The 23,780-nt window shown below is 51.4% G+C and carries 22 protein-coding genes and 5 tRNA genes; 13 read left to right on the plus strand and 14 right to left on the minus strand.

The genetic code is table 11. The features are described 5' to 3' along the window. Positions 1–30: 30 nt before the first annotated feature. The 3 genes from FBF24_00055 to FBF24_00065 form a co-directional block, all read right to left on the minus strand. On the minus strand, positions 31–3,120 hold the full coding sequence (locus tag FBF24_00055) for a type IV secretion system protein (protein ID QCT40305.1): 3,090 nt from the start codon (positions 3,118–3,120) through the stop codon (positions 31–33). 86 nt (positions 3,121–3,206) lie between these two features. Next, positions 3,207–4,214 (minus strand): hypothetical protein, encoded by a 1,008-nt coding sequence (locus tag FBF24_00060; protein QCT40306.1) that lies wholly within the window; start codon positions 4,212–4,214, stop codon positions 3,207–3,209. Between the two features lie 196 nt (positions 4,215–4,410). Further along, positions 4,411–4,488: transfer RNA gene (locus tag FBF24_00065), tRNA-Asp, on the minus strand. Between the two features lie 97 nt (positions 4,489–4,585). On the opposite strand from FBF24_00065, the gene FBF24_00070 reads away from it, so the two are divergent. Genes FBF24_00070 through FBF24_00095 form a run of 6 tightly spaced genes read left to right on the plus strand, consistent with a single transcriptional unit; the run spans position 4,586 to position 6,910 of the window. Beyond that, complete coding sequence (locus FBF24_00070; protein QCT40307.1) at positions 4,586–4,963, plus strand: hypothetical protein; 378 nt, start codon at positions 4,586–4,588, stop codon at positions 4,961–4,963. Further along, positions 4,963–5,421 (plus strand): hypothetical protein, encoded by a 459-nt coding sequence (locus tag FBF24_00075; GenBank protein QCT40308.1) that lies wholly within the window; start codon positions 4,963–4,965, stop codon positions 5,419–5,421. Before FBF24_00070 ends, FBF24_00075 begins: the two co-directional genes overlap by 1 nt. Further along, positions 5,418–5,717: a hypothetical protein gene (locus FBF24_00080; protein QCT40309.1), complete on the plus strand. Its 300-nt coding sequence runs from the start codon at positions 5,418–5,420 to the stop codon at positions 5,715–5,717. The genes FBF24_00075 and FBF24_00080 overlap by 4 nt, the downstream gene beginning before the upstream one ends. Next, the gene (locus FBF24_00085) at positions 5,714–6,079 is read left to right on the plus strand and encodes a hypothetical protein (protein ID QCT40310.1); all 366 of its coding nucleotides are present in this window, start codon (positions 5,714–5,716) and stop codon (positions 6,077–6,079) included. The genes FBF24_00080 and FBF24_00085 overlap by 4 nt, the downstream gene beginning before the upstream one ends. A 17-nt stretch (positions 6,080–6,096) precedes the next feature. Beyond that, entirely contained in the window at positions 6,097–6,471 is a 375-nt protein-coding gene (locus FBF24_00090) for a hypothetical protein (protein ID QCT40311.1), read from the plus strand. 58 nt (positions 6,472–6,529) lie between these two features. Further along, the gene (locus tag FBF24_00095) at positions 6,530–6,910 is read left to right on the plus strand and encodes a hypothetical protein (protein QCT40312.1); all 381 of its coding nucleotides are present in this window, start codon (positions 6,530–6,532) and stop codon (positions 6,908–6,910) included. Positions 6,911–7,000: 90 nt separating this feature from the next. Here the strand turns inward: FBF24_00095 and FBF24_00100 are convergent, their stop codons facing one another. Beyond that, positions 7,001–7,489: an Hsp20/alpha crystallin family protein gene (locus FBF24_00100; GenBank protein QCT40313.1), complete on the minus strand. Its 489-nt coding sequence runs from the start codon at positions 7,487–7,489 to the stop codon at positions 7,001–7,003. A gap of 95 nt (positions 7,490–7,584) precedes the next feature. Between FBF24_00100 and FBF24_00105 the strand changes: the two genes are divergently transcribed. Further along, entirely contained in the window at positions 7,585–8,349 is a 765-nt protein-coding gene (locus FBF24_00105; GenBank protein QCT40314.1) for a ComF family protein, read from the plus strand. On the opposite strand, the gene FBF24_00110 is transcribed toward FBF24_00105, so the two are convergent. The 7 genes from FBF24_00110 to FBF24_00140 form a co-directional block, all read right to left on the minus strand. Further along, positions 8,282–8,734, minus strand: a complete 453-nt coding sequence (locus FBF24_00110; protein ID QCT40315.1) for a 23S rRNA (pseudouridine(1915)-N(3))-methyltransferase RlmH — start codon at positions 8,732–8,734, stop codon at positions 8,282–8,284. The two genes, FBF24_00105 and FBF24_00110, sit on opposite strands and share 68 nt — an antisense overlap. After that, a complete protein-coding gene (locus FBF24_00115; GenBank protein ID QCT40316.1) occupies positions 8,731–9,603 on the minus strand; it encodes an SGNH/GDSL hydrolase family protein in 873 nt (290 codons plus the stop codon). The genes FBF24_00110 and FBF24_00115 overlap by 4 nt, the downstream gene beginning before the upstream one ends. Positions 9,604–9,614: 11 nt before the next feature. Next, positions 9,615–9,704 (minus strand) — tRNA-Ser (locus tag FBF24_00120). A 22-nt stretch (positions 9,705–9,726) separates the two neighbouring features. Then, positions 9,727–9,814, minus strand: a tRNA-Ser gene (locus FBF24_00125). A gap of 9 nt (positions 9,815–9,823) precedes the next feature. Then, positions 9,824–9,900 (minus strand) — tRNA-Arg (locus FBF24_00130). Positions 9,901–10,007: 107 nt separating this feature from the next. Next, positions 10,008–10,538 carry a hypothetical protein gene (locus FBF24_00135; protein ID QCT40317.1) on the minus strand — a complete coding sequence of 177 codons (531 nt, stop codon included), beginning with the start codon at positions 10,536–10,538 and terminating at the stop codon, positions 10,008–10,010. A gap of 31 nt (positions 10,539–10,569) precedes the next feature. Then, positions 10,570–10,977, minus strand: coding sequence for a hypothetical protein (locus tag FBF24_00140; protein QCT40318.1), 408 nt, complete (start codon positions 10,975–10,977; stop codon positions 10,570–10,572). A 108-nt stretch (positions 10,978–11,085) separates the two neighbouring features. Here FBF24_00140 and FBF24_00145 point away from each other — a divergent pair. Together FBF24_00145 and FBF24_00150 are read left to right on the plus strand one after the other, a co-directional pair. Further along, positions 11,086–11,178 (plus strand) — tRNA-Ser (locus FBF24_00145). A 194-nt stretch (positions 11,179–11,372) separates the two neighbouring features. Beyond that, positions 11,373–11,726, plus strand: a complete 354-nt coding sequence (locus FBF24_00150) for a hypothetical protein (GenBank protein QCT40319.1) — start codon at positions 11,373–11,375, stop codon at positions 11,724–11,726. On the opposite strand, the gene FBF24_00155 is transcribed toward FBF24_00150, so the two are convergent. From FBF24_00155 to FBF24_00165, 3 genes are all read right to left on the minus strand, one after another. Continuing rightward, positions 11,713–14,268 carry a valine--tRNA ligase gene (locus FBF24_00155; protein ID QCT40320.1) on the minus strand — a complete coding sequence of 852 codons (2,556 nt, stop codon included), beginning with the start codon at positions 14,266–14,268 and terminating at the stop codon, positions 11,713–11,715. The genes FBF24_00150 and FBF24_00155 overlap by 14 nt on opposite strands. Before the next feature lie 174 nt (positions 14,269–14,442). After that, a complete protein-coding gene (locus FBF24_00160) occupies positions 14,443–15,366 on the minus strand; it encodes a peptidoglycan bridge formation glycyltransferase FemA/FemB family protein (GenBank protein QCT40321.1) in 924 nt (307 codons plus the stop codon). A gap of 18 nt (positions 15,367–15,384) precedes the next feature. Beyond that, positions 15,385–16,629 (minus strand): tRNA (adenosine(37)-N6)-threonylcarbamoyltransferase complex transferase subunit TsaD, encoded by a 1,245-nt coding sequence (locus FBF24_00165; protein QCT40322.1) that lies wholly within the window; start codon positions 16,627–16,629, stop codon positions 15,385–15,387. A gap of 40 nt (positions 16,630–16,669) precedes the next feature. Between FBF24_00165 and FBF24_00170 the strand changes: the two genes are divergently transcribed. The 4 genes from FBF24_00170 (at position 16,670) to FBF24_00185 (ending at position 23,651) form a co-directional block, all read left to right on the plus strand. Continuing rightward, positions 16,670–17,968: a UDP-N-acetylmuramoyl-L-alanyl-D-glutamate--2,6-diaminopimelate ligase gene (locus FBF24_00170; GenBank protein QCT40323.1), complete on the plus strand. Its 1,299-nt coding sequence runs from the start codon at positions 16,670–16,672 to the stop codon at positions 17,966–17,968. 3 nt (positions 17,969–17,971) lie between these two features. Beyond that, a complete protein-coding gene (locus FBF24_00175) occupies positions 17,972–20,128 on the plus strand; it encodes a hypothetical protein (protein QCT40324.1) in 2,157 nt (718 codons plus the stop codon). Between the two features lie 75 nt (positions 20,129–20,203). Further along, positions 20,204–23,362 carry an SGNH/GDSL hydrolase family protein gene (locus FBF24_00180; GenBank protein QCT40325.1) on the plus strand — a complete coding sequence of 1,053 codons (3,159 nt, stop codon included), beginning with the start codon at positions 20,204–20,206 and terminating at the stop codon, positions 23,360–23,362. Next, positions 23,352–23,651 carry a hypothetical protein gene (locus FBF24_00185; GenBank protein QCT40326.1) on the plus strand — a complete coding sequence of 100 codons (300 nt, stop codon included), beginning with the start codon at positions 23,352–23,354 and terminating at the stop codon, positions 23,649–23,651. Before FBF24_00180 ends, FBF24_00185 begins: the two co-directional genes overlap by 11 nt. Positions 23,652–23,780 lie beyond the last annotated feature (129 nt).

The raw sequence follows: 23,780 nt of genomic DNA on the forward strand, positions 1-23,780 counted from the left end.
TAGCATTTTTATAGAGAAAAGTCAATGGGTTTAGCTAGCGGCAGGTGGATTGTTGTTGCGATTATTTTGATTATTTGGCGGTGTTGAAGGCGGGGATTGCGGTGGAGCTGGCCCCCTCCCTGTTCCGGCGACGAATGTCCGCCCCATCGGGGTATCTGACGGAATTGCTTCGGTAATATTGTTTGACGATGCAGTGTCGTGGGGTATTCTGATTTCTTCGGTTCCTACGCTGTTGTTTCGTATACTCTCGAGCTCCCTACGGGCGCTGCCTGATATCGAGGTGTTGATGCGCTTATTGTCAAGCACTGAGGCTGCCCTGTCGGCGGAAACACCGACCATTTTCTGGCCACCTTTGGTGAATTCAGTTTCACCAGCAACCTTAATTGCACTGGATGCCTGTCGCGCCAGTTTTTCATCGCTTAACCCATTAACCCCCTTGGCGGTCAACTCGGCCATTTGTTGCTGACTAAAGCTGACCGAGGTTGCTCCGTCCTGCTCCATCTGGTCGATGGCCGTTCTACCCATTTCAAACAGGCCGGCGTGGTCATCTTTCATCCTAGTAAGGGTTTCTGCCATGCGGCGGTTGCTGATAGTTCCACCGCCCTGGAGATACTCGTACATTTGTTCGGCACCGTGCTTACCAGTTGACTCTAATTTCTTAAAGGCAACATGTTTAAGTATCTCATTGTCCCCGGCGTTTCTCAGTGCAGCGGCGGCATCACCATTGAACTGGTAGGCAAGCAGATCCTCTGCTGCCTCGAGCTCTTCTTTGTCCACGGCATCTTGACCCGCGGCTGCACTCCGGATGCCGTAATTTACGTTTTTGCCCGCTCCGAGGATTTTATTATTTGCCAATTTACTCCTGTTGATTTTATCACTAAGATCAGACATCCGATTTCTCCATATGTGATCCATAAGTCCGTCGCCCTTCCAGGCCCCGGCCCGCATGAGCTGTTTGCGGCGTGCTACTTGCTTCTTGCGAAAATCTTGCATCTGACCAAGTCGTGAATTGGCATACCTATCTTTTGCCCAGTTTTTGGCGCCGCCACCGAGGCGACCACCGGCGTTGTTGATGTGCTGGCTGATTGACCCGGCGACGTCGATGGCTTTCTTAAGGACACTCCACACGGCGATGAGCGGTAGGACTTTGATTAGCTCGCCAACAATCTGCATGATCATGTCGTTTCCACCCCCGGCCTTAACGATGGCCCCCGCTAGTATGCCACCGCCGAACAGCAGGCCGATTGTCGGAAAGACCATGAGTAGCCCCACAAAGATTGAGCGCCATTTACTAAAGAATTTTTCGGTATTTGGTAGCAGAAAGGCAACGAAAGCCAGCGGTGAGATAACAATGAGAATGACGATGAGTGCTTTACGGGCGATGAGTAGTACAGCAATGGTCGCCATAACAACCAGCCCAGAAACAAGCGCTCCAATCAAAACCGCGAGGGCGAGGATCCCGGCGGTGCCTGCGGCGAGGACGGTTAGGGCAAAGCCCCCCCACTCACCGCGTCCTTGACCTGATCGAAAAATTTCATTTGCCCGGGTAATCTCGTCGCCAATACCGCCAATACCAGCACGCAGGCCATAGCCGAGGATGTTAGACAGGTCAACGGCAATTTGACAGATGTAAATTGATACATTCACTAGGATTGCGGCGATGATGAGCCGTGGCAGCATCTTTTTGATGCCGTAGTTTGAGATGCCAAAGCCGGTGAGCTGAGAGATAATGATCGCTAAGAACATAATGATGAACGCACCATTGGCAATGTTGCGCATAATTCCCCAGGCTGCCTGTACTTCACTCCCAGAGGCAAGGCCCGGCTCAATCTTTAGGAAGTTGTCGGCGATCATAGCGAAAGCCGCGTCTGAAATATCAGCCAAGAAATTAATAACCGGACAGATGAGCCAACCGAGGTCTTTGACGGCACACTCTGGCTTTTTCTCGTCGCCCCCGCTCTGGCCAGAGGGGGTGTCGGCGGAGATACCAGAGAGGGCACCGCTGATTTCTTTTTCGTCATACTTTGATTGCTCAGCAATACATTTGACATACTCCTTAGAACTCGCCACAGCGCCACTTGATGGCATCTTATCCTTACAAGCGTTCATCCAGCTGTCAACTTGTTGTTTACATATTTGCTCCGCTGGCCCTCCGGCGCCTCCGCCACTTTTCTCAATACATTTTTTTAGGAGGGCGTCATAAACGGCCTTGCGGGTATTATCGGCGGCCTCGGTTTTTGCTGATTTTGCGGCTGCTTCAGCGTTGTCTGATGCCCATTGCGCGATTCGCCCACATGACATTTTTGTGTCTATGCCGCCAGGAGCGGTATAAGGCGCTCCTGCCCCGCTAAATAGGGGGACACTTTTATTTGCGTCGGGTATATAATAGTATCCATAAGCTACCGTACCATCAGCTAGGGCAACGGCTATTTTTTTGTTACGCTGATCGGCCTTTATGTCATTACTTGCGGCGTCATCTCCGCTATCGTATCCTCGCCATTCGGCTTTACAGCCAATCTTTTGGCCCGACAAGAGCGCCGCCATTGCCATAGAGTAGTTGACTAATGCTGAGTCGAATTTCAGGCTTTTGCCGGCCTTTTTTTCAAGGACTTGGATCGCATATACTCCTCTGTCTCTCGGTATATTCCACTTATCGCCGCTGTACTCGCCCTTGGTAATATTGCTGGTACAGTCAAGGTTGGCGTTATCTCGCCATTCACCTTTTAGCGCACAGAACATATCAGTAAAAGAACCGTAGCCGAATGCGTTTCGCGCAGCAGATACCACTTGCTTACAATCAAATAGCCCGTCATCATCGCCGTCAAGAATTGGACCGACAGTGGTAGTAATGGCACCACCCCAGTCGCCACTCGCAACCTTTGCGGAGGTAAGATTTCCGTCAAACCCGGCACCGCCAACGATACAACCATGCATGGCGCGTGCGAGTAGGAGCTGTTTGACTTGAGCGAGATATGGAGAATGATCAAGACGCGCCCGAGCCGCGTTAGCGGTCGGTGACAATGCAAAAAACGTCATGAGCATCGGAACGACTAACAGTGCGGCCAGCCCAACCAAGGTAATGCGAATACGTTGATGCGGGGTCTTTTTTTGCGTAAGCATTATGAGAATATATTACCACGCTATTGCTAGTAATTCAAAAGAAGAGCTAAAAACTAGCTCTTCTTTTATCAGATGCGTCATTGACGCTATTTAGAAAGAATAGGGCCTGAGTGTGAAGATCCTGCAATCTTCCACCTGTTCACTGTTGGATCCGAAGCAATTTTGTAGAATTGGCCATCTGGTGTAGAGCCTCTTTTATTCCCGTCGTAGGAATAGAAGTGCGTGGTATACGTTTCGAGTGACTTGCCCGTTTTGGGGTCAAACACCACGTCCGACTGGCTGGCAGGAAAGACCTCAATATCTTTCATTTTCCAGAGCTCGACATCGTCTTCGGAACTACCGGAGTTAGACCTAATCTGCTCTGCTCTTTTATGAATGAGCTCCATTACTTTACGTTTAGCGAAATACTCTTCATCCGAGACTTTGCCGGCTTGCATCTCCTCAAGCAGTGTGTCCATGTCCATTTGGGGATTCAAAAAGGCTTCTGATACTAACTTTTTAGCATACTCCTCGTAGTTTCGCTCTACGTCACTATTCGTGTAAGTAAACCTCCCGTAGAGAGCAGCTTGGACAGCAAGAAACGGATCAGTGAGCATCTTTTTTGGATCTCGGTCCGCAGGTGACTTCTTATAGTAGTCACCAAAGGGTAGACTATCTTTCGGGTAGAGTATGGGATCCGTCTTACCTTCCGCACGGCCAGACTTCTCCAAGTAGTTGATTTCTGCTTGGAGAATCTTGTTTCTCTCCTCTGGCGGTAGCTTAATGAATTCGTCGTACGGTATTTTATCAATTTTTTTTACTTGTTCGTCGTATTCTTCTCTGGCCCGCATTCGTGCTGCCACTTCTGGATCAACAGTCTCAGACGGTGATGGTGAGGCAGATGGTGACTCTGATGGGTCTAGTGAGGCGCTTGATGATGGGCTTTGCTCCGGTACTGCTATACGATCGCCCCTACCGCAGCCTGCAAGGCCCATTACAACTGTAGCGCCGAGAGCAACACCGGCTCCCCAGACCTTAAACTTATCCTTAGCCCTCTCAAGAAGAGACGGCCTGTCACCTAATGAACTACTTGGGTCATGGTCGTGTCTTTCCATAACGCTTGGAGTCCTTTCTCTGGCCGGTGGCCAGTCATAGAGTAGTTTTAATCCACCTCAGAGTAGGTAATGAACTCTGAATAACATCATTGTAACACATTATGAATATTTAGCAATACCCCCGCGGCAACAAAATAAACAAAACAACCCTTATGCTTTAGAAAAAACGGGTTGTTGGATAACAAAAATCTAATCCTGGCGCGCCCGACCGGATTCGAACCGGCGATCTCCTCCGTGACAGGGAGGCGTGATAGGCCAACTTCACTACGGGCGCATAACTTTCCGTATGATAGCAAACTTTTATGGCTTTTTCAAGAAATCGTTTGCATTTTTCCTGCCACTATTTTACAATTTAGGGTAAGAGATCCGTTATGACAAAAAGAAATATTTTCATCACCGCTATCTTTCTCGCAACCATTATCTGCGGCGTCGTGCTGTCTGGTATGCCTGCGTTCGCTGATACTGAATGCGGCGGCGCAAAGACCTCGATCATTAATTGTAGCGGTGCGACTGGTGATGCTGCTATTCTCGGTATCATCAAAATGGTTATCCAGATCATGACTGCTGGTATTGGCATCTTGGCGGTCGGTACGGTGATATATGGCGGTATTCTCTACTCTGCGTCTGGCGGTAGCCCAGACAATATCAAAAAGGCCAAAGAGCTCTGGGTTAACACTGCTATCGGTCTTCTTATCTTTGCATTTTTTGTAGCCATCACTAATTTCCTGATCCCTGGGGGGGTGTTCTGATGAAGCACATTGTGATCGCGCTGGGGCTGATGATCGCGGGGTCGTTGATGTTGTCGGTGGTTCAGGCAACACCGGCCAGCGCAGCTTGTGGCGGCAACATCTTGACACTCAAGCCGTGGTACGACGGGCTGACCAAGTCGGATTGTAATCTCAAGGCGATCGTCGACAATAACGATAAGCGCGCCCAAAACGACCCGGGTAATTACGCCACGCTCAACGGCTTTATCTGGCGGGCGATATTGAATGTTGTCGAGGATCTATTGCAGCTGGCGGGCTTTGTGACGGTTGGCTTTGTGATATACGGCGGCTTTCTATATCTGACCAGTAGCGGTGATGCGAATCAGATGGCTAATGGTATGAAGACGGTGATTAATGCGGCGATCGGCCTAGTGATTGCTATTGCCTCAGTGGCGCTGGTGAATGTCGTGGCTGACGGATTGGGGTTGCCACGGTCATGATGCGATTTGTAGCCGGTGTATTGGGGTCGCCAGATTCGCTGGGCATTCCGACGAACAGTGCTTCGGCGGATGCACTGGGTAACATTCTCAATACGGTGTATTTCTTTGCCGGGGCGATCGCGATTTTGATGTTGGTGCTGGCCGGTATCAATTACGCCAATTCGGGCGGCGACACCAACAAGCTCACCAAGGCGAAAAACACCATTCTCGGTACCATTATCGGCATCATTATCATCCTCTCCGCATTTCTCATTACTAACTTTGTCATCAGTGGCATGAAAGGATCGGCAATATGAAAAAACTCGTAGTCATTATCGGCGTGATAGCGGCGCTCATTGCCCCGTTGGTAGTCACCTCAAGTGTATCCGCCCAGAGTGTCGACATTTACGGTGCTTGCTCGGGCTCCAGTGGTGAAGTCTGTAAAAACCGTGGCGCGACGGTGCAGCCGCTGTTCAAGAATCTCATCAATGCTATCTTGCTCATCCTCGGCGCCATCTCTGTCATCATGATCATCATCGGCGGCTTTCAGTATGTGACCTCGGCCGGCGACTCTAATAAGGTTAAAACTGCCAAGTCGACCATCATGTACGCGGTGATTGGTGTCGCCGTAGCGCTTCTATCGTATGCCATTGTTGATTTTGTGTTTGGCAAAATATAAGAAAAAAGGAGAAATGTATGAAACGATATAGAAAAACCCTCGTAGCCGCCGTCTTGTCATTAGCGGTTGCTGCCGTGGCTGTCGTCATGCCGATCGCCCTGCCATCCGCGTCGGCCCAATTTAAGAGCGGTTTGGATGCAGCTCGAACACAGGAGATGAGCACGAAGCCTATCGGTACCACCATTGGCGAGGTGGTTAATATCTTTCTTTACTTTGTCGGTGCGGTGGCGGTTATTGTTGTGATCTGGGGCGGCTTTCAGTACATCACCTCGTCAGGCGATAGCCAAAAGGCAACCACTGCCAAAAACACCATCATGTACGCGGTGATTGGTATCGTTGTGGTGGTCATGTCGTATGCTATTGTTAACTGGGTTTTTGGCTTGTTTAAGTAGCCAAATGATGATAGAATAACAGCTGAAATGACATTAACCCTAAACAAGGAAGCAATAAATGAATAAACTCAAAGTTATCATCGCTGGTGTGCTCACTGTGACGGTGCTGGCATTTGCGACAGTGCCGGTGGCGAACGCACAATATAACCTTAGAAATGGCGCAGATGCCGCCAAGGGCGACGGTGCCGCTAACGGTGTTGATAGGCCAAATGATCTTGTTAAGAATGTTGTCAATGGCATCCTCTACTTTGTTGGTATTCTGTCGGTGATTATGTTGATCTGGGGCGGCATCCTTTACACGACTTCATCTGGTGACTCGAATAAGGTGACTACTGCCAAAAATACTATCATGTACGCGGTGATTGGTCTGGTGGTGGCGATCTTTGCTTATGCTATCGTTAACTTCGTACTGGTTACTTCCACTGGCGTTGGCTCGTAGGGATCGTTAGGTCTTTATAAACCCCCGGCGCTTCCGGGGGTTTAGTTTTTATTGCGGTTTTAACAATTAAACGCTAGTTCGTCTTTTGAATTAGAGAACCTGGATTTTCTTGGCACGTTCTTGTTTAATTTTCTCAAAAGTGATGGTGAGTACGCCGTCTTTGAGTTCGGCCTTGACGCCTTCTTCGTTGACCGCGACGGGTAGCGCCAGGGTGCGGCTAAATTCGCCCCAGTAGCATTCTTGGATGTGCCAGTTCTTGACGTCGGTCTCGTCGCCACTTGATAGGGTGCCGCTGATCGTGAGAATGCCGTCGGAGATACTAACGTCTAGGTCGTTACGATCAACACCAGCCGTTCGGGCTTTGATAATAAGTTCGGTTTCTGACTCAAATACATCGACCGCCAGCTGCCCCATCAGATCATCGGCCTCATCCTCCCAGTCATCCTCGGGAGTGGGCGCTGCGGTAGCCGGTGCTGCTGCGGGTGCGGCTGGTTGCGGCGCGTCATTAGCCAGATCATCATTCAAGAAAGCTGCAGTTAGCTCATCCTCAATTAACAAATCGTCATTTTTGCGTGCCATGTTTCCTCCGCCTTTATAGGCTGATTGACAATATCATCTATTAGTATAACGGTTATGTGCGCTATAATCAAGAGTGAAAGGCGAAAAAGCGAAAAATGCCTATTGATACGCTATTATCATATATCGCGCCGCATTATTGTTATGGTTGTGGTGCGACTGGCTCGCTTTTGTGTCGGTCGTGTCTTGAGGCGATGAAGCGGCATCATTGTCAGGTCTGCGTTATTTGTGGACAGCCGTGCGCCGGTGGCAACGTGTGTCGGCGACATGCCCTGCCCTACGAGGCGCTAGACTGTGTGCTGTGGCGGCGAGGTGCGGTGGCGCGGCTGATTGATGATTATAAGTTTCACCGCGTACGTGCCGCCAGTAGGGTGTTGGCTAGGATCCTAGACGAACTGCTCCCAGAATACGAGGTCTCGACGGTGGTTGTACCGGTGCCGACGGCCTCTGCCAATATTCGTAAGCGCGGTTATGATCATATGTTGCTGGTTGCTCGGCAATTTGCCCGGCGGCGGGGACTGAGGGTCGAGCGACCCTTGGTCAGACAGACGAATGTGACGCAGCATTATGCTCGCTCGGCGGCTGAGCGTCGAAAGCAGGCGCAGCAGTTTTTCCGGGCGCGTGGCGCTCGGGCAGATGTTCCCTATCTGATCTTGGATGATATTTTCACCACTGGCTCAACGATTGCAGCGGCAGCCCAAACGCTACAAGTGGCTGGTGCGCGGGACATTCGCGTGGGGATTATCGCTCGCCATGGGAATGATAAAAAGGCTGCTGCAAAGACGCCGCCAAACCCTAGTCGTGATGATACGAACTGCCGCGAGCGATCTCTTGGGCGCGGTACAGCTGCTCGGCGAGAATGAGCCGTACCAGCTGGTGCGGAAATACCAGGCGTGATAGCGACCAAACGATGTCGGCTCGCCGGTGAAGCGTCTCGGTGACGCCATAGGCCCCGCCAATGATGATAACGATGTGCTGATCGGTATGATCGAGAATGAGCTGCGATAGTTCTGGCGAGCTCAGGTTGCGACCGCGCTCGTCGAGGAGGATGATGAAATCGTGCGGCCTGAGGCGAGATATCAGGCGCTCTGACTCGTCCTGGCGCGCCCTGTCGCCGATTTGGCCGGAATGTGGGATGATGATCATTTCTGCGGCGAATGGCGCTCTGAGGCGCTCTAAAAAGCGCGTGATGCCTGGCTCTACCCAGGGCTCGTGCCGCTTGCCAATGGTGAGGATGGTAATTTTCATGTGCGGGCTTTCGGTGGAGCGTTATTATCATGCAGGATGGCTTCGGCGGTTGCCTTGGCGATTTGGTGGTGGACATGGGCGGTCGGATGGCCCACGTCATCACCTCCAGTTACCACACCAAGGCCGAATGTAGCGCAAGCATCGACGTCCTTTGGCGGCTCGACCAGGGTGATGCGCGGTTCGTGCATGCTGGCCACAACGTCGCGGATAGCTTGATTGACCGTCTCGATAAAGCTGGCGACAAAGTGATCAGTGTCGTTATTGATAATCGTTGGACAGATGTCGCGTGGCTGGATGGGCGTGGTATAGAGGTTGATGTATAGCTGGGCGTTGGGGGCATGTTCAAGGATAGAGCGGTAGGCTTGCTCGAGCGACTGACGATATTCGTCTGAGTACAGTCGGCGAAAAACGTCGATATACATCTCGCTGCGCGTACCACATCGTCCGTGCAAACAGGCGTCGAACACTACGTTGAGGTCAACCATGTTGGTGCCAAGCGTCAGCGTGACAATATCAGTTTCGGGGCTAAGGGCGTTGATTTGCGGTGGCTGGTCGTCAAACTGCTGGTTAGAGATATGCTCTGGCCCGGCGCCACGGCAGGCCACGAGGGTAATGTTACCCGGGGGAATGCCAAACGCTTCGAGTTGCCGCGCGTAAGCTTCGGGTGAGCGCCGGCACTCCTTTGTTGTGTCGTCGTAATTTCCCAGCCCTGCCCCGCTGGCGACTGAATCGCCCATGCCGACGACGTAGGTGTGCTTTGCTTGCTCGGGCGAGATGTTTGGGTGGCTGGACGCTGATAGCGCTAATGAAGCGAGGGCCGCTATCGTAGCGACCCCCCGTTTGGCTAATGTTTCTAATCTTTCTTTCATGATGTCGTGTCTGGCGGAAGGGGAGGGATTCGAACCCTCGGTACGTGTTAGCGCACGCCGGTTTTCAAGACCGGTACCTTCAACCACTCGGTCACCCTTCCAATTATTATCGTGATTGGATTCTGGCGGAGAGAGAGGGATTCGAACCCTCGATGGGTTGCCCCATACCGCTTTTCGAGAGCGGCCAGTTCAACCACTCCTGCACCTCTCCAAATAAAAATGGTACACCCGGCACGATTCGAACGTACGACCTTTGGCTCCGCAAGCCAACGCTCTATCCAGCTGAGCTACGGGTGCATACAGCCTTTCGGAAATCCGATTGGCTATAACAAAAATATAAAGAACTTTCAATGCCAGTGGCAATGAACTTTTGTATTCTAGCACACCTGTTAACTCGGGGCAAGCTATAGCCTGATGATCCGAATGAGCTTCTCCAGCGCATCCGGTGCGATTTCCTGCATCGGTAGCCGCGCCCCCAGCATGTCGACGATGGTCTCGCCCTCGGCCTCAGAAAAATAGATGGTCAGTGCCGGTGAGAACCGCTTGACCGGCAGTAAAATTGCCGAGTGCTGATCGCCGTCTTGCCCTAGCCCAAAGGCCCGAAACTCACTGAAATCATACAAACGGTCAGCGACGTAGACACCTTTGGGGCTGATGGCGTAATTGACCATCACTGATGGCTTGGATCGAAGTAGTACGAGCGCCACCGCCATAATCGGCAGCAAAATCGCGAACGTCCAACTATCAAAAACAAAAATTGCCAGCGCCATCAGGGCAAGCACCACGAAACTAACAGCGACATACCAGCCGGTCGTGCGGTGAGCCTGTACGCCCTCGGGGGCCTGCCAAGCGATGGGCTGCGATAAGTCAGTCATCGGCTGGGCTGCGTCTTGCTGGGTGTTTTCAGTGTCGGTTGCGTGTGGCTGCTCTTCCATATGTCTAGTATACCACGAGCGGTATGATCTGCTATACGTCGGTAGAATTACCGCCAAGACCAATTACTGTATTGAGGACAAATTGAATGATGGCGTAAGCAAATAGGGCGACGAGTAGACCAATGACGGCATAGAGAATGGTGTTCTTTGCCGAGGTGACGGCGTCTTTGTTGCCGCTAGAGACAACGTAGCGAAAACCACCAAAAATCAGCATTACTACAGCGAGGATGCCGATGAAATAGAGCATGATGTTGATAATTTTTTTCACCAACGAGCTGTCACCGTTAGTTAAGTTGGTTGGCACGCCGTCGCCACGCGCATCATTGATGCCACGAGTAACACCGCCCTCGCCGAGCGCGAACGCTGGAGTGCTCAAAACTACCGTGCCGACACCGATGGTCAACATGATACTAACGATACTTGCGAAAAACCTCTTCATGCGCGTTATTATCCTCTTTCTTGGGTTTATTGTCAAGTTTTGCGGCCCGCCTGCCAGCCGCAGGGCTAGCCAGGCCACTACTTCTATGATACACTATTTTTGGCTCATGGAGGAGTACCCAAGTGGCTGAAGGGGACGGTTTGCTAAATCGTTAGTACGGGGAGACCTGTAGCGGGAGTTCGAATCTCCCCTCCTCCGCCAGAGTTACGTTAGCGAGGTCTCGGTTTATCCGGGACTTATTTTATTGTTTTGTTGGCATGCGGAGTGGGTATCGGATAGAATTTTGGGCCGACGGCACCATCTAAATCAGGAAATATTATTGACAAATTAAAAACCTTATGCTATTATCCTAACATTGCTATGGTTAGGTCCATAGAGATAAACATAAAAAGAATATGAAATATTTATCACACATTCTCACTACTGCCACCATGGCACTCGGCCTATCGACCAGCCTCGGCGTGTTTTTGCATGACACGAATGTTGACAAAGCAGTTATTTCTGCGTGGCGGGTTATGAAAGATGCATATCAGGTCGATGACGACCACCACGCTAAGCCGCATTCCTCACCGCATACTCACTCTGACCATCATGACTTTTCGGGGGCGCTAAAAGACGGGCAAACCCACCCGCGGACGACACCGCGCAGCGCTGACCGCAAGCATCTGCACACCAAGCTCGTCAGTCGCGGTGGCGATGGTGACATTGACGGGCATCGACTGATGGTCGATCCAGTTAGCGTGAGCTGATAACGTCGAGTTCGCTGATAAAGCGCTGGATGAGCTTTTCCTGCTCGGCTAGCTGCTGGCGAGTTTCCTCAACGAGATGGGCTGGTGCCTTTTCGATGTAGGTTGGGTTATCCAGTCGTGCTTGGAGGTTAGCCAGGGTTCGCCGCGCCTCGCTTAGCCGTACTTCCAGATCGGTCTGGTGCTGATAGAGCGTCTTCTCGTCAATATCCAGCCACGCTTCCCTGTTTGCTGCCGCTAACCTAAGGCCCCGTGGCTGGTCGGTGTGTGCAATTGACTCCAGGCGCATGAGGTGTTTGATGGTGTCTTGATTATCGGCGATGAGGCCGTCATTACCGTATAACAAGCGGTATTTTTTATTACCCGGCAACTCAGCGATCACCCAGCGGCCTTCAGCGACCAGTGTTTTCAGCTGTTCAAACTGCTCGGCAGCGATAGGGTCGAATTTTTCTGGGGTTGGCCAGTGGTCACGCATCAAGATACCGTCGGTATAATTAAGCGTCTGCCAAATTGTCTCGGTGACGAATGGCGCGAATGGATGGGCGATTTTCAGACTGGTTGCCAGCGCCCATGATAATAGCGGGCGGTTGATAGCGGTTTTTGACGATTCGATGTACCAATCAGCTAAGTCGTCCCAAATAGCGTGATAGACCGTGTCCGCAGCTTCAGAAAAGCGGTATTGCTCCAAGCGGACAGCAACGTTATTGGCGGCGTCGTTCAGCTGGCGGATAATCCAGTGGTCGGCCGGCGTTTGCGGCTCCAGGTCAACGATTTGATGTTCATCGCCGATTTGCGCCTCGACGAAACGAGCGATATTCCACAGCTTATTACAGAAATTGCGAGCAGCGATGACCGCGCCCTTGTTAAATGCCTGGTGCTGTGCCGGCGCGCGGCCAGCAATGATGCCCATGCGAGTGGCGTCCGAGCCAAATTCTGACACTAGCTCCATTGGATTGATGACATTGCCTTTGGATTTGGACATTTTTTGATTATGTTCGTCGTTGACCATACCGTGCAAATAGACGTCCTTGAACGGTAGTTTACCAGTGCGGTACAGGCTGAGCATAATCATCCGCGCTACCCATGCCCGCATAATGTCCATGCCGGTTTCCATCAGGCTGGTTGGGAAGTATTTGGCTAGTTCCCCGCCGTTTAGGTAATCGGTAACGATGTATGGCCACTGTCCAGATGAGAACCAAGTATCAAAGGTGTCCTCTTCCCTGATATATGTTGTGCCATTTACAACTATCTTTCGTTCGTCAGTGCGGATGTTAAATATCCAGTCGCGCGGGTCGCTTTCATTGACGAATGCGGGAATCGGGATACCCCATGGGATTTGCCGGGAGATATTCCAGTCTTTCAGTTGTTTAAGATAAGCGATGAGTTCTTTGCGTTTGGCGGCTGGATAAAAGGTAATCTCTTCCCTCTCTAAGGCTTCAATGGCTGGCTGAGCCAACGGCTGCATTTTAATAAACCACTGCTCCTTAACCATCGGCTCAATGACGCTGCCGCACTTGTAACAATGTCCGACGGCATGTTCAATGTCTGTTTCGCCGCGGCGCAGCTCCAAAGATTCCAGAGCTGCTAATACACGAGTGCGGGCTTCTGCTGGCGTCAGGCCTAAGAATTGCGGCGGTACGTTGACCATTGTACCCTCTTGGCTGATGATTTGTTTGAGCGGCAAGTTGTGGCGCTGGGCCATCTCGAAGTCGTTCGGGTCGTGCGCCGGTGTAATTTTCACCGCGCCAGTACCGTAATTCATATCGACGTACTCGTCGGCGATAATCGGGATTTCCTCGTCGGTGATTGGCAATAAAATTCGTGTGCCGATGAGATGTTTGTAACGTTCATCGTCCGGATGGACGGCTACTGCTACGTCGCCTAGCATGGTCTCCGGCCGCGTGGTGGCGACTACGATTTCGCCGATTTTATCCAGCGTCGGGTAAGCGATTTGCCACAACTTCCCTGTTTCATTTTTATGTTCAACCTCGATGTCGGCGAAGCTGGTTTGGTGTTTGGTACAATAATTAACAATCCGCTCGCCGCGGTAAACTAGCCCATCATCCCACATTTTTTTGAACGTCTCGTACACCGTAGCGATGACTTTATCGTCCAACGTAAAGGTCAAATGCTGCCAAGAGGCGCTGACGCCTAGAGCGCGCAGCTGCAACTCCATGTTACCGCGTTTTTCTTCAACAAATTGCCAAACCTGGTCGTACAGTTGTTCACGTGAAAAGTCGAAGCGGCTTTTTCCCTGTTTTGCCAGTTCTTTTTCATAAACTACCCATGTCTCAAAGCCGGCATGATCTGCTCCAGGAATAAATACCGCGTCATCGCCCTTCATGCGGTGATAGCGGATCATAATATCTTTCAAATTCATGTCTAGAGCATGACCAATGTGCAAGTTGCCATTGGCATTGGGCGGCGGCATGACAATGGAATACGGTTTACCGGCGCCGGTCGGCTCTAATGCGCCGCTGGTTTCCCACATGGCGTAAATGTTTGGTTCGTAATCGTTTGGGGTGTATTGTTTGGCTAGTTGCATGAATAATTCCTACTTTTCACGTGAAAAGCGAGCATCGCTACCGTCAAGATTTTTCACGTGAAAACCCGACGGGCGATAGGGGAACGTTATCTCTCCACGCGGTTATATTACCAGGCTAATTATACCACAGAAAAAGGGGCGGCAAAATCGCGGATAATATCTGGCTGGGGCGTTTTAACGCAGTGTTTGATAGGCGCGGTACAGCCAGTAGCGGCTGCGCTGCAATGGTAAATCCCAAGCTCCGGCAAAAGTAACGTCGCGTCCGCCAAATGAGCGTTTGAACTTGGTGAAGCCAGTCCATGGATGGTTTTTGTCGGCACCGTCGGGGGCAATGCCGTAGAGGTCGGCTTTGGCTAATCCGCGCTGCTGAGCGTCAATGATTGCCTCGGCCAGCAGGGCAGTGCCGGCGTTGAGCTTGCGGTGAGCTGGGTCTGACGAGGCGCCAGCATGGGCGTAATATAGCGTGTCGCTGCTGTGATAAAACAGGGCGGCAGCGATGGGTTGATCATCAAGCGCGGCGTAGTACAGCGTGGCGGCGCCGAGTGGGAAGAGGGTGGCGGCTTGTTGGCGGAAATAACTATCAGGATGCGGCGTAATGCCGCGCTGCTGAGCGACCTGGTGGACAAATTTCAGTAAGATATCAATGTCATGCGGGTTGGTCGAGTGGTGGACAGAGACGCCTTTTTTATGATAATTGCGGTACACATTACGAACTGGCTGTGCCATATGGGCGATCAGCTGGTCTTGCGGCTGGGTCAGGTCGATGACGTGCGAGTGCTCGGGCTGGAGCTTTTGGTAGGTAACCTTTTTCCAGCCGTGAGCTTGGAGATAAGCAGCAAAGTCGAGGTTGGTTGGCTCAACGCGCAGGAAAGTGACGCGGTGTGTTTTACCAAGCTGAGCTAGGGAATCAAGGGCTGCTGCGAGCGAATGCTCGTCATTGGCAGTAGGACCGTACGGGCAATACAGGCGGGAATTGCCGGTGCTGCGCTCCAAAATAGCCAGATATTCCCAACTTGGGCCGCTATCGCGAAAGGTGGTGCGGCCGAGTGATTCTTGAAAGGCTTGCCAGGCGGTTGATTGTAAAAAATGTTGGTTCATGTTGTAATCCTCACAACGTTAGATTGCTGTCATTGATAAACTTGGCTGGACCTCCAGGTCGTACGGGTCGGCGGGCTGGTCGATGTGGGCGCGGAAATAACCGAGCGCGGCGATCATGGCGGCGTTGTCGGTGCAGAGTTGGATGGGCGCGTATTCAATGTCGATAGGCAAGGCCTCACGCAGTTGGCGGCGTAATTCTTGGTTGGCGGCGACGCCGCCGGCGATGACAACGGAGGCAGGCTGGAAATTGTCGTAAGCTTTCTTAGTCTTATCGACCAAGGTTTTAACGGCGGTGTACTGGAAACTGGCTGCCATATTATGTCTTAGTTCATCGTTTACTAGGGCAGGAAGCTCGTGCGACGGAAAGGTGAAGTCTTTGCCCACCTCGCGCTGAACGGTCCTCAGAACGGCTGTCTTGAGGCCAGAGAAGGAGAAATCGTACTCGCCATCAAGCTTGGCGATGGGCAGGTGAAAAGCGTGGGGATCGCCGAGCTCGGCTGCTTTGGCGATGGCAGGGCCGCCAGGGTAGGGCAGGCCAATGATTTTAGCGACCTTGTCGAACGCCTCGCCGACGGCGTCGTCCTGGGTTTGGCCGATTAGTTGGTAGTCGCCGTGATTTTGGAATAGGACCAGCTGTGAATGTCCGCCAGAGACGATGAGGGCGAGGAGGGGGAAGGCAGGTTGATAATGCGGTAAAGACAGCGCCAAATCGCTAGAATTAACAACGGCTTCCGCACGCCGAGAGGCGAGTTTGTCAAATTCTTTGGCGACTGCGGGACTCGCTTTGCTCAAACAGTCCTCGTCTCGCAAGGAATCTGACAAGCTCGCCTCTCGGGTTTGTGCAGATGTTGTTAATTCCAGCAATTTGGCATGTTTTGAGCCTCTCTTTTTCTGTTCGGTGATAAAATTAGCATACACATGCGCCTCGACATGATGTATTTTGTAGAGCGGCTTATTGTGAATGATGGCGAGGGTGCGGGCGGCGAGGGTGCCGATGAGCAGCGAGCCGATCAGGCCAGGCGCATAGGTGACGGCGACGGCGTCGATATCATCCCAGGTGCAATCAGCGTCAGACAGGGCTTTTTTGATGACCGGGTTGATAACTTCCAGGTGGCTGCGGGCGGCAATTTCCGGGATAACGCCGCCGTATTCAGCATGGATGTCAATTTGGGAATTGACCACATTAGACAGCAAGCGTTCGCCATCTTCAACGACCGCCGCTGCCGTTTCGTCGCAGCTAGACTCGATTCCCAAAATCCTCATTTGCTTTTATTATAGCAAATATAAGTGGTAAAATAGGGACATGAAAGCCACATTGGTGAAATTTGTGAGGAAGGTGCTGCCGGGCGGGATGCTGCGGCGGTTAGAAAATGGGTATCGGCGGTTGCGTGTCAAGCTGGTTAGCGCGCGGTATGGTAATCCGTCAAAGCACCTCAGGGTGATCGCGGTGACGGGGACAAATGGCAAGACGACAACGTCGTGCTATATCAATGAGATTTTGAAAGAAGCTCATTTCACGACCGCGATGTTTACCACAGCGGTGATCGAGGTGGCGGGTGAGCGAAAACTTAACGACCTCAATGCCACGGTGGCGAGTACGGCGCGGATGCAGCGGTTTTTCCGCGACGCCAAGCGGGCGAACGCTGACTACGTGGTGCTGGAGGTGACGAGTCATGCGCTGGATCAGCACAAGCTGGACGGCGTGCCGATCGAGGCGGCAGTGATGACGAATCTGACGCAGGATCACCTTGATTATCACAAGACAATGGAAGAGTACGCAGCGGCCAAGAGCAAGCTGTTTCAGCTGCGCCCGCGGTTTATCGTGCTCAACCGCGACGATGAGTGGTATGACTATTTCAATCAGTTTGTCGCCAGCGAGCAAAAGATGACGTATGGCCGAAGCGCCGAGGCTGAGGCAAAAATTACCCATGTCAAGCTGTACCGCAAGGGCACCGAGGCCGACGTAGTGCTGGATCATCAGACGCACTTGGAGTTGGCAACGAATTTGCCGGGCGAGTTCAACGTGATGAATATGACAGCCGCGACGACGCTAGCGTATCTCTTGGGTGTCAAGCTGGAGGATATCCAAGAGGGGGTGGCTAATGTCGAGGCTGTGCCGGGGCGGTTTGAGCGAGCGGTCGAGGGCCTGGGCTATGATGTGATCGTTGATTATGCTCATACGCCGGATGCGCTGGAAAAACTGTTGGCGGCGGCCCGCGGCATCACCAAGCAGCGGGTGATTTTGGTGTTCGGCGCGTGTGGCGATCGTGATCAGGGCAAGCGACCGATTATGGGCGAGATCGCGGCGCGTGGAGCGGATCGGATTTTCCTGACTGACGAGGAAAGCTATAACGAAGATCCGGAGCAGATCCGGCGAATGTTGATGGAGGGAATTGAGCGCGGTCGCGGCGACGCAAAAACGACGGAAATTGCCGACCGGCGCCAGGCGATTGAGCGGGCGCTCGGCTGCGCCAAGAAGGGCGATATGGTGCTGATCACCGGTATGGGCCACGAGCAGTATCGGATCGTCAATGGTCAACGGCTGCCGTGGAATGATGGCCAGGTGGTGCGCGAGATCGTTGGTCGGGAACGGGCGGCGTGAGGTATGCGACTACTATTGGTAACCAGAGGGATTCCCGGCTCTGGTAAGTCGACGTTTCTTGCGGAGCAGGGGCTTGATAATTATACGTTGTCGCCGGACGCGATACGATTGATGCTGGCGTCGCCGCAATTGATGATTGACGGACAGACGACTATGCCGTCGCGTCAAGACGCAATGGTGTGGCGGTTGCTACACGAGATGCTGGAGCAGCGGATGACGCGGGGTGAGACGACGGTGGTTGATGCAACACACACGACGCCAAATTATTTCAAGACGTATGGCGAGCTGTGTCGGAAATATCGCTACCGGCTGGTGGTGATTGATTTTGCTGATGTGCCGCTGGCGGTATGTCAGCAGCGTAATAAAGAGCGGCCGAGCTATAAGGTCGTGCCAAGTAGCGTACTTGAGCGTATGCATCGGCGGCTGCAGCAGAGTTCACTGCCGAAGTGGGTGACGGTGGTAAGGACGGCTGAGGAGGTGAATCAATTACTTACTAGTCAGCCAGAGAACGTTGATAGGTATCGGGCGGTTCATCATATCGGCGATGTGCAGGGGTGTTTTACGCCGCTCAAGGAATATTTCGGGCGGTATCCGCTTCGGGATGATGAGCTGTATATTTTTGTCGGTGACCTGTTGGATCGCGGTACGGAGAATGATGCGGTGATGCGATTTGTGTGTGACGAGTTACTTGACCGACCAAACGTACGGTTCGTCGAGGGCAATCATGAGCTGTATCTCTGGCAGTGGGCGACTGAGCAGCCGGTTGCGGCGCGGGTATTTAGCGAACAAACACAGCCGCAGCTGGAGGCGGCGGGCATCGATAAGCGCAAGGTAGCGCGGCTGATGCGGCGGATGGATCAATATATTTTGTACCAATTTCGAGGTCAAACCGTCTTGGTGACGCATGGCGGGCTTAGTACATTGCCGGAGCGGTTACCATTGGTGGCGACCAGCCAGCTGATCCACGGCGCGGGGGCCTATGATGAGGTTGGGGCGGCGGATGATGCATTTATGGCGCAGACTGATGACGCGACGTTTCAGATTCACGGACATCGCAACAGGCAGAATTACCCCACGCGATATAACGAACGGTGCTACAATTTGGAGGGAAAGGTTGAGTTTGGCGGCGAGCTGCGAACGGTGCGGCTGGACGAGAGCGGTATGATGCCGATCGTTATTCAAAACCAACAGGCAGCAGCGCGGCTGTATCCAGAAAACGCAGCGTTCCTAAGCCAGCTGCGGCAGAATCGCTACATTCGTGAATCAATTCTGCCGGGGGACATCAGCTCGTTTAATTTCAAACCCGAGGCGTTTTATCGCCAAGCATGGACGACGCAGACGATGCGGGCGCGCGGACTGTTTCTCAATACGCTGACGAACGAGATCGTGATTCGGGCTTATGATAAGTTTTTTAACATTGGCGAGCGGCGCGATACTGAACTAGCGGCGCTGGAGCAGACGATGGCCTTTCCGGTGCGGGCGTGGGTGAAGGAGAATGGCTTTTTGGGGTTGGTCGGGTATGATTCGGCAGCGGGTGGGCTGGTGATGGCGTCAAAGTCAACGACCGAGGGTGACTATGCGGCGGCCTTTCGGCGAGAGTTTTTGGAGCAATTTCGAGCCAAGCTACCGCATATCAGTGACTATCTGCGCCGTCATAATGCGTGCCTATTGTTTGAGGTCGTGTTGCCGCGATTTGATCCGCATATTATCGCGTATGAGTCGGATCAGCTGGTGCTGCTCGATATCGTCAAGCGGCAGGTTGCATACGAGGCGGTCGACCGGCAGGAGCGGGAGCGATTTGCGCGTGAGATCGGGGCGAACAGCAAGCGTCTGGCGGCGGAGTTTTCGTCGTGGAGGGAGTTTGCGGCGTGGCTCGATCAGCTTCAAGGCATGATGTATCAGTGGCGGGGCGAGTGGATTGAGGGCTTTGTGCTCGAAGATGCTGGTGGTCATCATGTCAAGGTCAAGCTTGATTATTATACCTTTTGGCGGCAGATGCGAACAGCGCTGGAGGCACTGCAGGCTGGTCGGCGGCCATCAACGAGGCCCGATTGTCCTGATCCGGCGCTGGCAGCCCGGGTGATTGAATATATGCGGCAGCTACCCGCCGAGGACTTAGCGCGGATGGACATTATCGCGCTGCGGCGACGGTTTGAGTAGGCGAGTGGTTGGTTTCTTGTTCTACGCAGGGCGGTCTGGTACAATTTTGACATAAGCATAACGGAGGGGGCGCTTATGTGGAAACTTATTATTAGTGTTATTGGGGCTACGTTAGCGGCGTGCATCGCGGTGCCGGCGACGGCTGGAGCTGCTTCTGAGTACGATGATATTATCGATAAAGTATCAACGAAAACATTGATTCATCACATTGATAATTATTCGGGTAAAACCTGTGGAAGTCCCGATGACGATTACGCGAAGAAGTGGCTGTTTGCCTTTAAGCAAAAGAGATATTATTCAGGCGACCCCAAAGACCACCAGGCGGCGGTAGAAAGTTTAGAGCGTGCTATGTCGTCACCAAAGGGTGCGTACGCGGTTGTTTATGAGCAGAATAAAAAACATAACGGCACAGCGTACCTTATAAAAGTCTTTTGGACAGAAGATGGTAAGGACGATTATGTTTATCGTTTTTATAAAAATCATCAGACAAGCGGGATTGCTCTAGCGAGAAAGGAGGGTAGTCGGACAAAACTTTATGTGGCTACTATTGCCAGTCCTAAATTGGTTTTAGGGGGTAGCAATTGTGCTCCCGAATACTTATGGGGACATAAACAGTCACGGGCTTTTGTATCTGACCTGAATATATCTGCAGAATCAAATAAAAAACTCTTCACGTCTACGTTTCCTGTTGATTATCCAAGTGGCTATGCAGGCCCCAAGTTTCCAGATAATCGTTCGGCGATCGGATGGTGGCCAGACTCGTCTCAATACGATGATTTTACGGAGAAGATAACGACAAAGGATTTGGTGAGTTACGTAAATCGTAATAAGAAATTTTGTGCACCGGCCGACCACTCAAATAGTTGGTTTACAGCATTGAGACGAGCAAATGTTTCTATGGCGAAAGGCCATTTCTATCATAAGGACTATATGACGAGCCTTGAGCGGGCGATGGCAACTGGTGCGTACGCTGTTGCCTATAGCGCTGAGCCTAGCGGCCCTCGGTATATAATTGTATATTGGTCGGAAAATAGAAAAGATTTCCATATTAAGTTTTATGGTGACGCCCCGTATCGAACAGCTACCATCACGCATAAATGGGGAAGCAATGCTAAACTATACGGTATGTTTGCCGGTAGTGTCAAACCTTTCTGGGATCAGGGTGGTTGTGAGGTTGAGTTTTTACAAGGGAATTATAGTAACAACGCTGTACCCATTGCCCAGTTCAACGAGTCGTATATGCCGTGGTACGGCGGCAATAATATGAAAATCTTCACTTCAACCTTCGACGTCGAGTATCCAGATGGCTACAGGGGTAAGCCGATTCCTGGCGATCGACGCAATATCAAGTACCTCGCTCTCGGCGATTCCTTCTCCAGCGGCGAGGGTGATACTGACAAAAATCCGGCGACTGACCGGAAGTATTATCGCCAGTGGACGGATGTGAATGAAGATAAGGCGAAGGGTGCGCCAAGGGAAAAGTGCCATGTCAGCACGCGTTCGTATCCGTACAAGCTAGCGAACTGGATGGGGCTGGGTAGCGGCCCGTCGGCGGTGTGGGCGTCGGTTGCGTGTAGTGGGGCGACGGTGTACGACATGAATTGGGACAATTCGGGCGGCTACGAGGGGCAGGGCAGCCCACTCGGACGGCTGCATGGTTATGACAATAAAGGAGTGTTGCAGAAGATGGCACTCAACGAGATGATCCCAGGGCGCGTCAAGCAAATCGAGTTCGTGAAGAAATACCAGCCAAAGGTAATCACGCTGACGGCGGGCGGGAATGATGTGGATTTTGGCGGTAAACTGGCGAACTGTGCCATATATCCCGTATCGTGTAATTGGGCAACTTCATCAAAGCGGAATGAGCTCAAAAATGATCTGCGAAATCAATTTGACAAACTTAAGAACTTCTATGATGAGCTTAAGTCGGCCTCTAGTCATAAGGCCAAAATATATGTCTTAGGGTACCCCCAATTTGTAAATGGCGATCCAAACGCAAAGTGTAAAAGTACTCTAAATCTTGACAATAGAGAACGAGAGATGATTACAAATGCAGTAACGTATTATAACAGTGTCATAAAGCAGGCCGCCAGGGCTGCTGGGGTGAAATATATTGATACCGAAACGGCACTAGGTAATCATCGTCTGTGTGACCAGACTGATAGTTACGTCAACGGTGTGGCCAGTCTTCGGGATTTAGCGTTTAGCGGCAGTGAACTTCAAGAAAGTTTCCACCCAAATGCCAAAGGACACTCTGCGATAGCAGCACGGTTTAAAGAGGAATTAAGAGGCGAAAATCCTTTGCATTACGAAAATTGTCCCGGAACTGGGAAGTTATATTGTCCAGACGACTCTGCTACTAAAAAATCAATTCCTGACACAGAGTATTTTACCGTGCAGAATGAAGATGAGGATATGCGAGTGGTACATTATCAATCTGCTAGTGGTCAAGTTGTTAAAAAAGAGATTTTAACTATTAAGACACACGAAATACCGTACAAATCACTATCGCCGATAAAAATAACCCTATATTCAAATCCAATAAAGCTAGGTGAGGTATTCGCGGGAGCTGATGGAAAAATAGATAGTTCCGTAACTATTCCAGCTACCATACCGGCTGGTTATCATACCCTCGAGTTGTCTGGAGTTGACGAAAAAGGGCACAAACTTAATCTTTACCAAACCATTCTCATCAAAGGTCCAAACCCGGACGATATCGACGAAAACGGCACACCAGATAAAAATCAACCCTGTGGTGCATTTATCCAAGCCGCCAACAAAGACGAAGACCTTGACGGCATCGACGACGCCTGCGACCCTGAGATCACCGATCCCATCCTGTATACTGCTCGCAACGGCAAGTCATCACTTGGCGAAGATGAGGATCGGATTTATCTCTTTCGCAATACGCGAGCAGCCAACCTGACTGGCGTCACAAACGATTACGTTGACAAGTCAAAAAACCAGAATAACGCTGATGCACTGGTTGGGCATACTTTAAGCGAAGAGACGCGCGGGCTTGCATTCAATAAGCTGGTCGTTATGAAAGAAGCTGACGGTGACATCAAAAAAGGAACGCCGATTATCCTCGCCAAAGACGTAAACGAGAAGTGCTACGCTCTAAAACCAGAAGATTACCTATCACCAGCACTCAAACCTGGAGCAAAAGACTACAAGCTACGAGGATTAATAAAATTAAGTAAACTACCGAAGGGGGCAAGTTGTGAAGAATAAGAAAGTTATAAAGTACTCAATCATGCTGTATACTGGTATACTGTCGGTTTTAGGATTGTGCCAGTTTCTAGGCATACCAAACCTTGATACAGCTTCAAGACACGACAGGATGTTGCTGGGAGCGACTATATGGTGGTTAGGTGTGGCCGGAGTTATTATAAATGCGATTATTGCGATAAGGTTTAAGGCATTGAGGATCTTGGCCATTGTCCTGCTAATGTTGTGCATCGTGTTTGGCTTGGTCGGTGGTTTTCATTATTATTTAGCAATCAACTGGAAATGGGGTTGATCCGTGAAGAATAAGAAAATAATTGTGGGATTATCAATTATTGTCCCAATGTTAATATTGTTGCTAGAATACTACATAATCGGTCCGCTATTGGCTGATGGTGTCAGTATATTTGTTGCACAATGCTCG

This window comes from Candidatus Saccharibacteria bacterium oral taxon 488, assembly GCA_005697215.1.
In the GTDB taxonomy this organism is placed as follows: domain Bacteria; phylum Patescibacteriota; class Saccharimonadia; order Saccharimonadales; family Saccharimonadaceae; genus Nanosynbacter.

What these genes read in the sequence shown, in the direction of transcription:
- FBF24_00055 (QCT40305.1), bottom strand. Translation starts at nt 3,120, where the DNA reads ATGCTTACGCAAAAAAAGACCCCGCATCAACGTATTCGCATTACCTTG.
- FBF24_00135 (QCT40317.1), bottom strand. Translation starts at nt 10,538, where the DNA reads ATGGAAGAGCAGCCACACGCAACCGACACTGAAAACACCCAGCAAGAC.
- FBF24_00070 (QCT40307.1), top strand. Translation starts at nt 4,586, where the DNA reads ATGACAAAAAGAAATATTTTCATCACCGCTATCTTTCTCGCAACCATT.
- FBF24_00140 (QCT40318.1), bottom strand. Translation starts at nt 10,977, where the DNA reads ATGAAGAGGTTTTTCGCAAGTATCGTTAGTATCATGTTGACCATCGGT.
- FBF24_00060 (QCT40306.1), bottom strand. Translation starts at nt 4,214, where the DNA reads ATGGAAAGACACGACCATGACCCAAGTAGTTCATTAGGTGACAGGCCG.
- FBF24_00085 (QCT40310.1), top strand. Translation starts at nt 5,714, where the DNA reads ATGAAAAAACTCGTAGTCATTATCGGCGTGATAGCGGCGCTCATTGCC.
- FBF24_00110 (QCT40315.1), bottom strand. Translation starts at nt 8,734, where the DNA reads ATGAAAATTACCATCCTCACCATTGGCAAGCGGCACGAGCCCTGGGTA.
- FBF24_00115 (QCT40316.1), bottom strand. Translation starts at nt 9,603, where the DNA reads ATGAAAGAAAGATTAGAAACATTAGCCAAACGGGGGGTCGCTACGATA.
- FBF24_00160 (QCT40321.1), bottom strand. Translation starts at nt 15,366, where the DNA reads ATGAACCAACATTTTTTACAATCAACCGCCTGGCAAGCCTTTCAAGAA.
- FBF24_00175 (QCT40324.1), top strand. Translation starts at nt 17,972, where the DNA reads ATGCGACTACTATTGGTAACCAGAGGGATTCCCGGCTCTGGTAAGTCG.
- FBF24_00155 (QCT40320.1), bottom strand. Translation starts at nt 14,268, where the DNA reads ATGCAACTAGCCAAACAATACACCCCAAACGATTACGAACCAAACATT.
- FBF24_00105 (QCT40314.1), top strand. Translation starts at nt 7,585, where the DNA reads ATGCCTATTGATACGCTATTATCATATATCGCGCCGCATTATTGTTAT.
- FBF24_00090 (QCT40311.1), top strand. Translation starts at nt 6,097, where the DNA reads ATGAAACGATATAGAAAAACCCTCGTAGCCGCCGTCTTGTCATTAGCG.
- FBF24_00095 (QCT40312.1), top strand. Translation starts at nt 6,530, where the DNA reads ATGAATAAACTCAAAGTTATCATCGCTGGTGTGCTCACTGTGACGGTG.
- FBF24_00165 (QCT40322.1), bottom strand. Translation starts at nt 16,629, where the DNA reads ATGAGGATTTTGGGAATCGAGTCTAGCTGCGACGAAACGGCAGCGGCG.
- FBF24_00180 (QCT40325.1), top strand. Translation starts at nt 20,204, where the DNA reads ATGTGGAAACTTATTATTAGTGTTATTGGGGCTACGTTAGCGGCGTGC.
- FBF24_00170 (QCT40323.1), top strand. Translation starts at nt 16,670, where the DNA reads ATGAAAGCCACATTGGTGAAATTTGTGAGGAAGGTGCTGCCGGGCGGG.
- FBF24_00075 (QCT40308.1), top strand. Translation starts at nt 4,963, where the DNA reads ATGAAGCACATTGTGATCGCGCTGGGGCTGATGATCGCGGGGTCGTTG.
- FBF24_00150 (QCT40319.1), top strand. Translation starts at nt 11,373, where the DNA reads ATGAAATATTTATCACACATTCTCACTACTGCCACCATGGCACTCGGC.
- FBF24_00080 (QCT40309.1), top strand. Translation starts at nt 5,418, where the DNA reads ATGATGCGATTTGTAGCCGGTGTATTGGGGTCGCCAGATTCGCTGGGC.
- FBF24_00100 (QCT40313.1), bottom strand. Translation starts at nt 7,489, where the DNA reads ATGGCACGCAAAAATGACGATTTGTTAATTGAGGATGAGCTAACTGCA.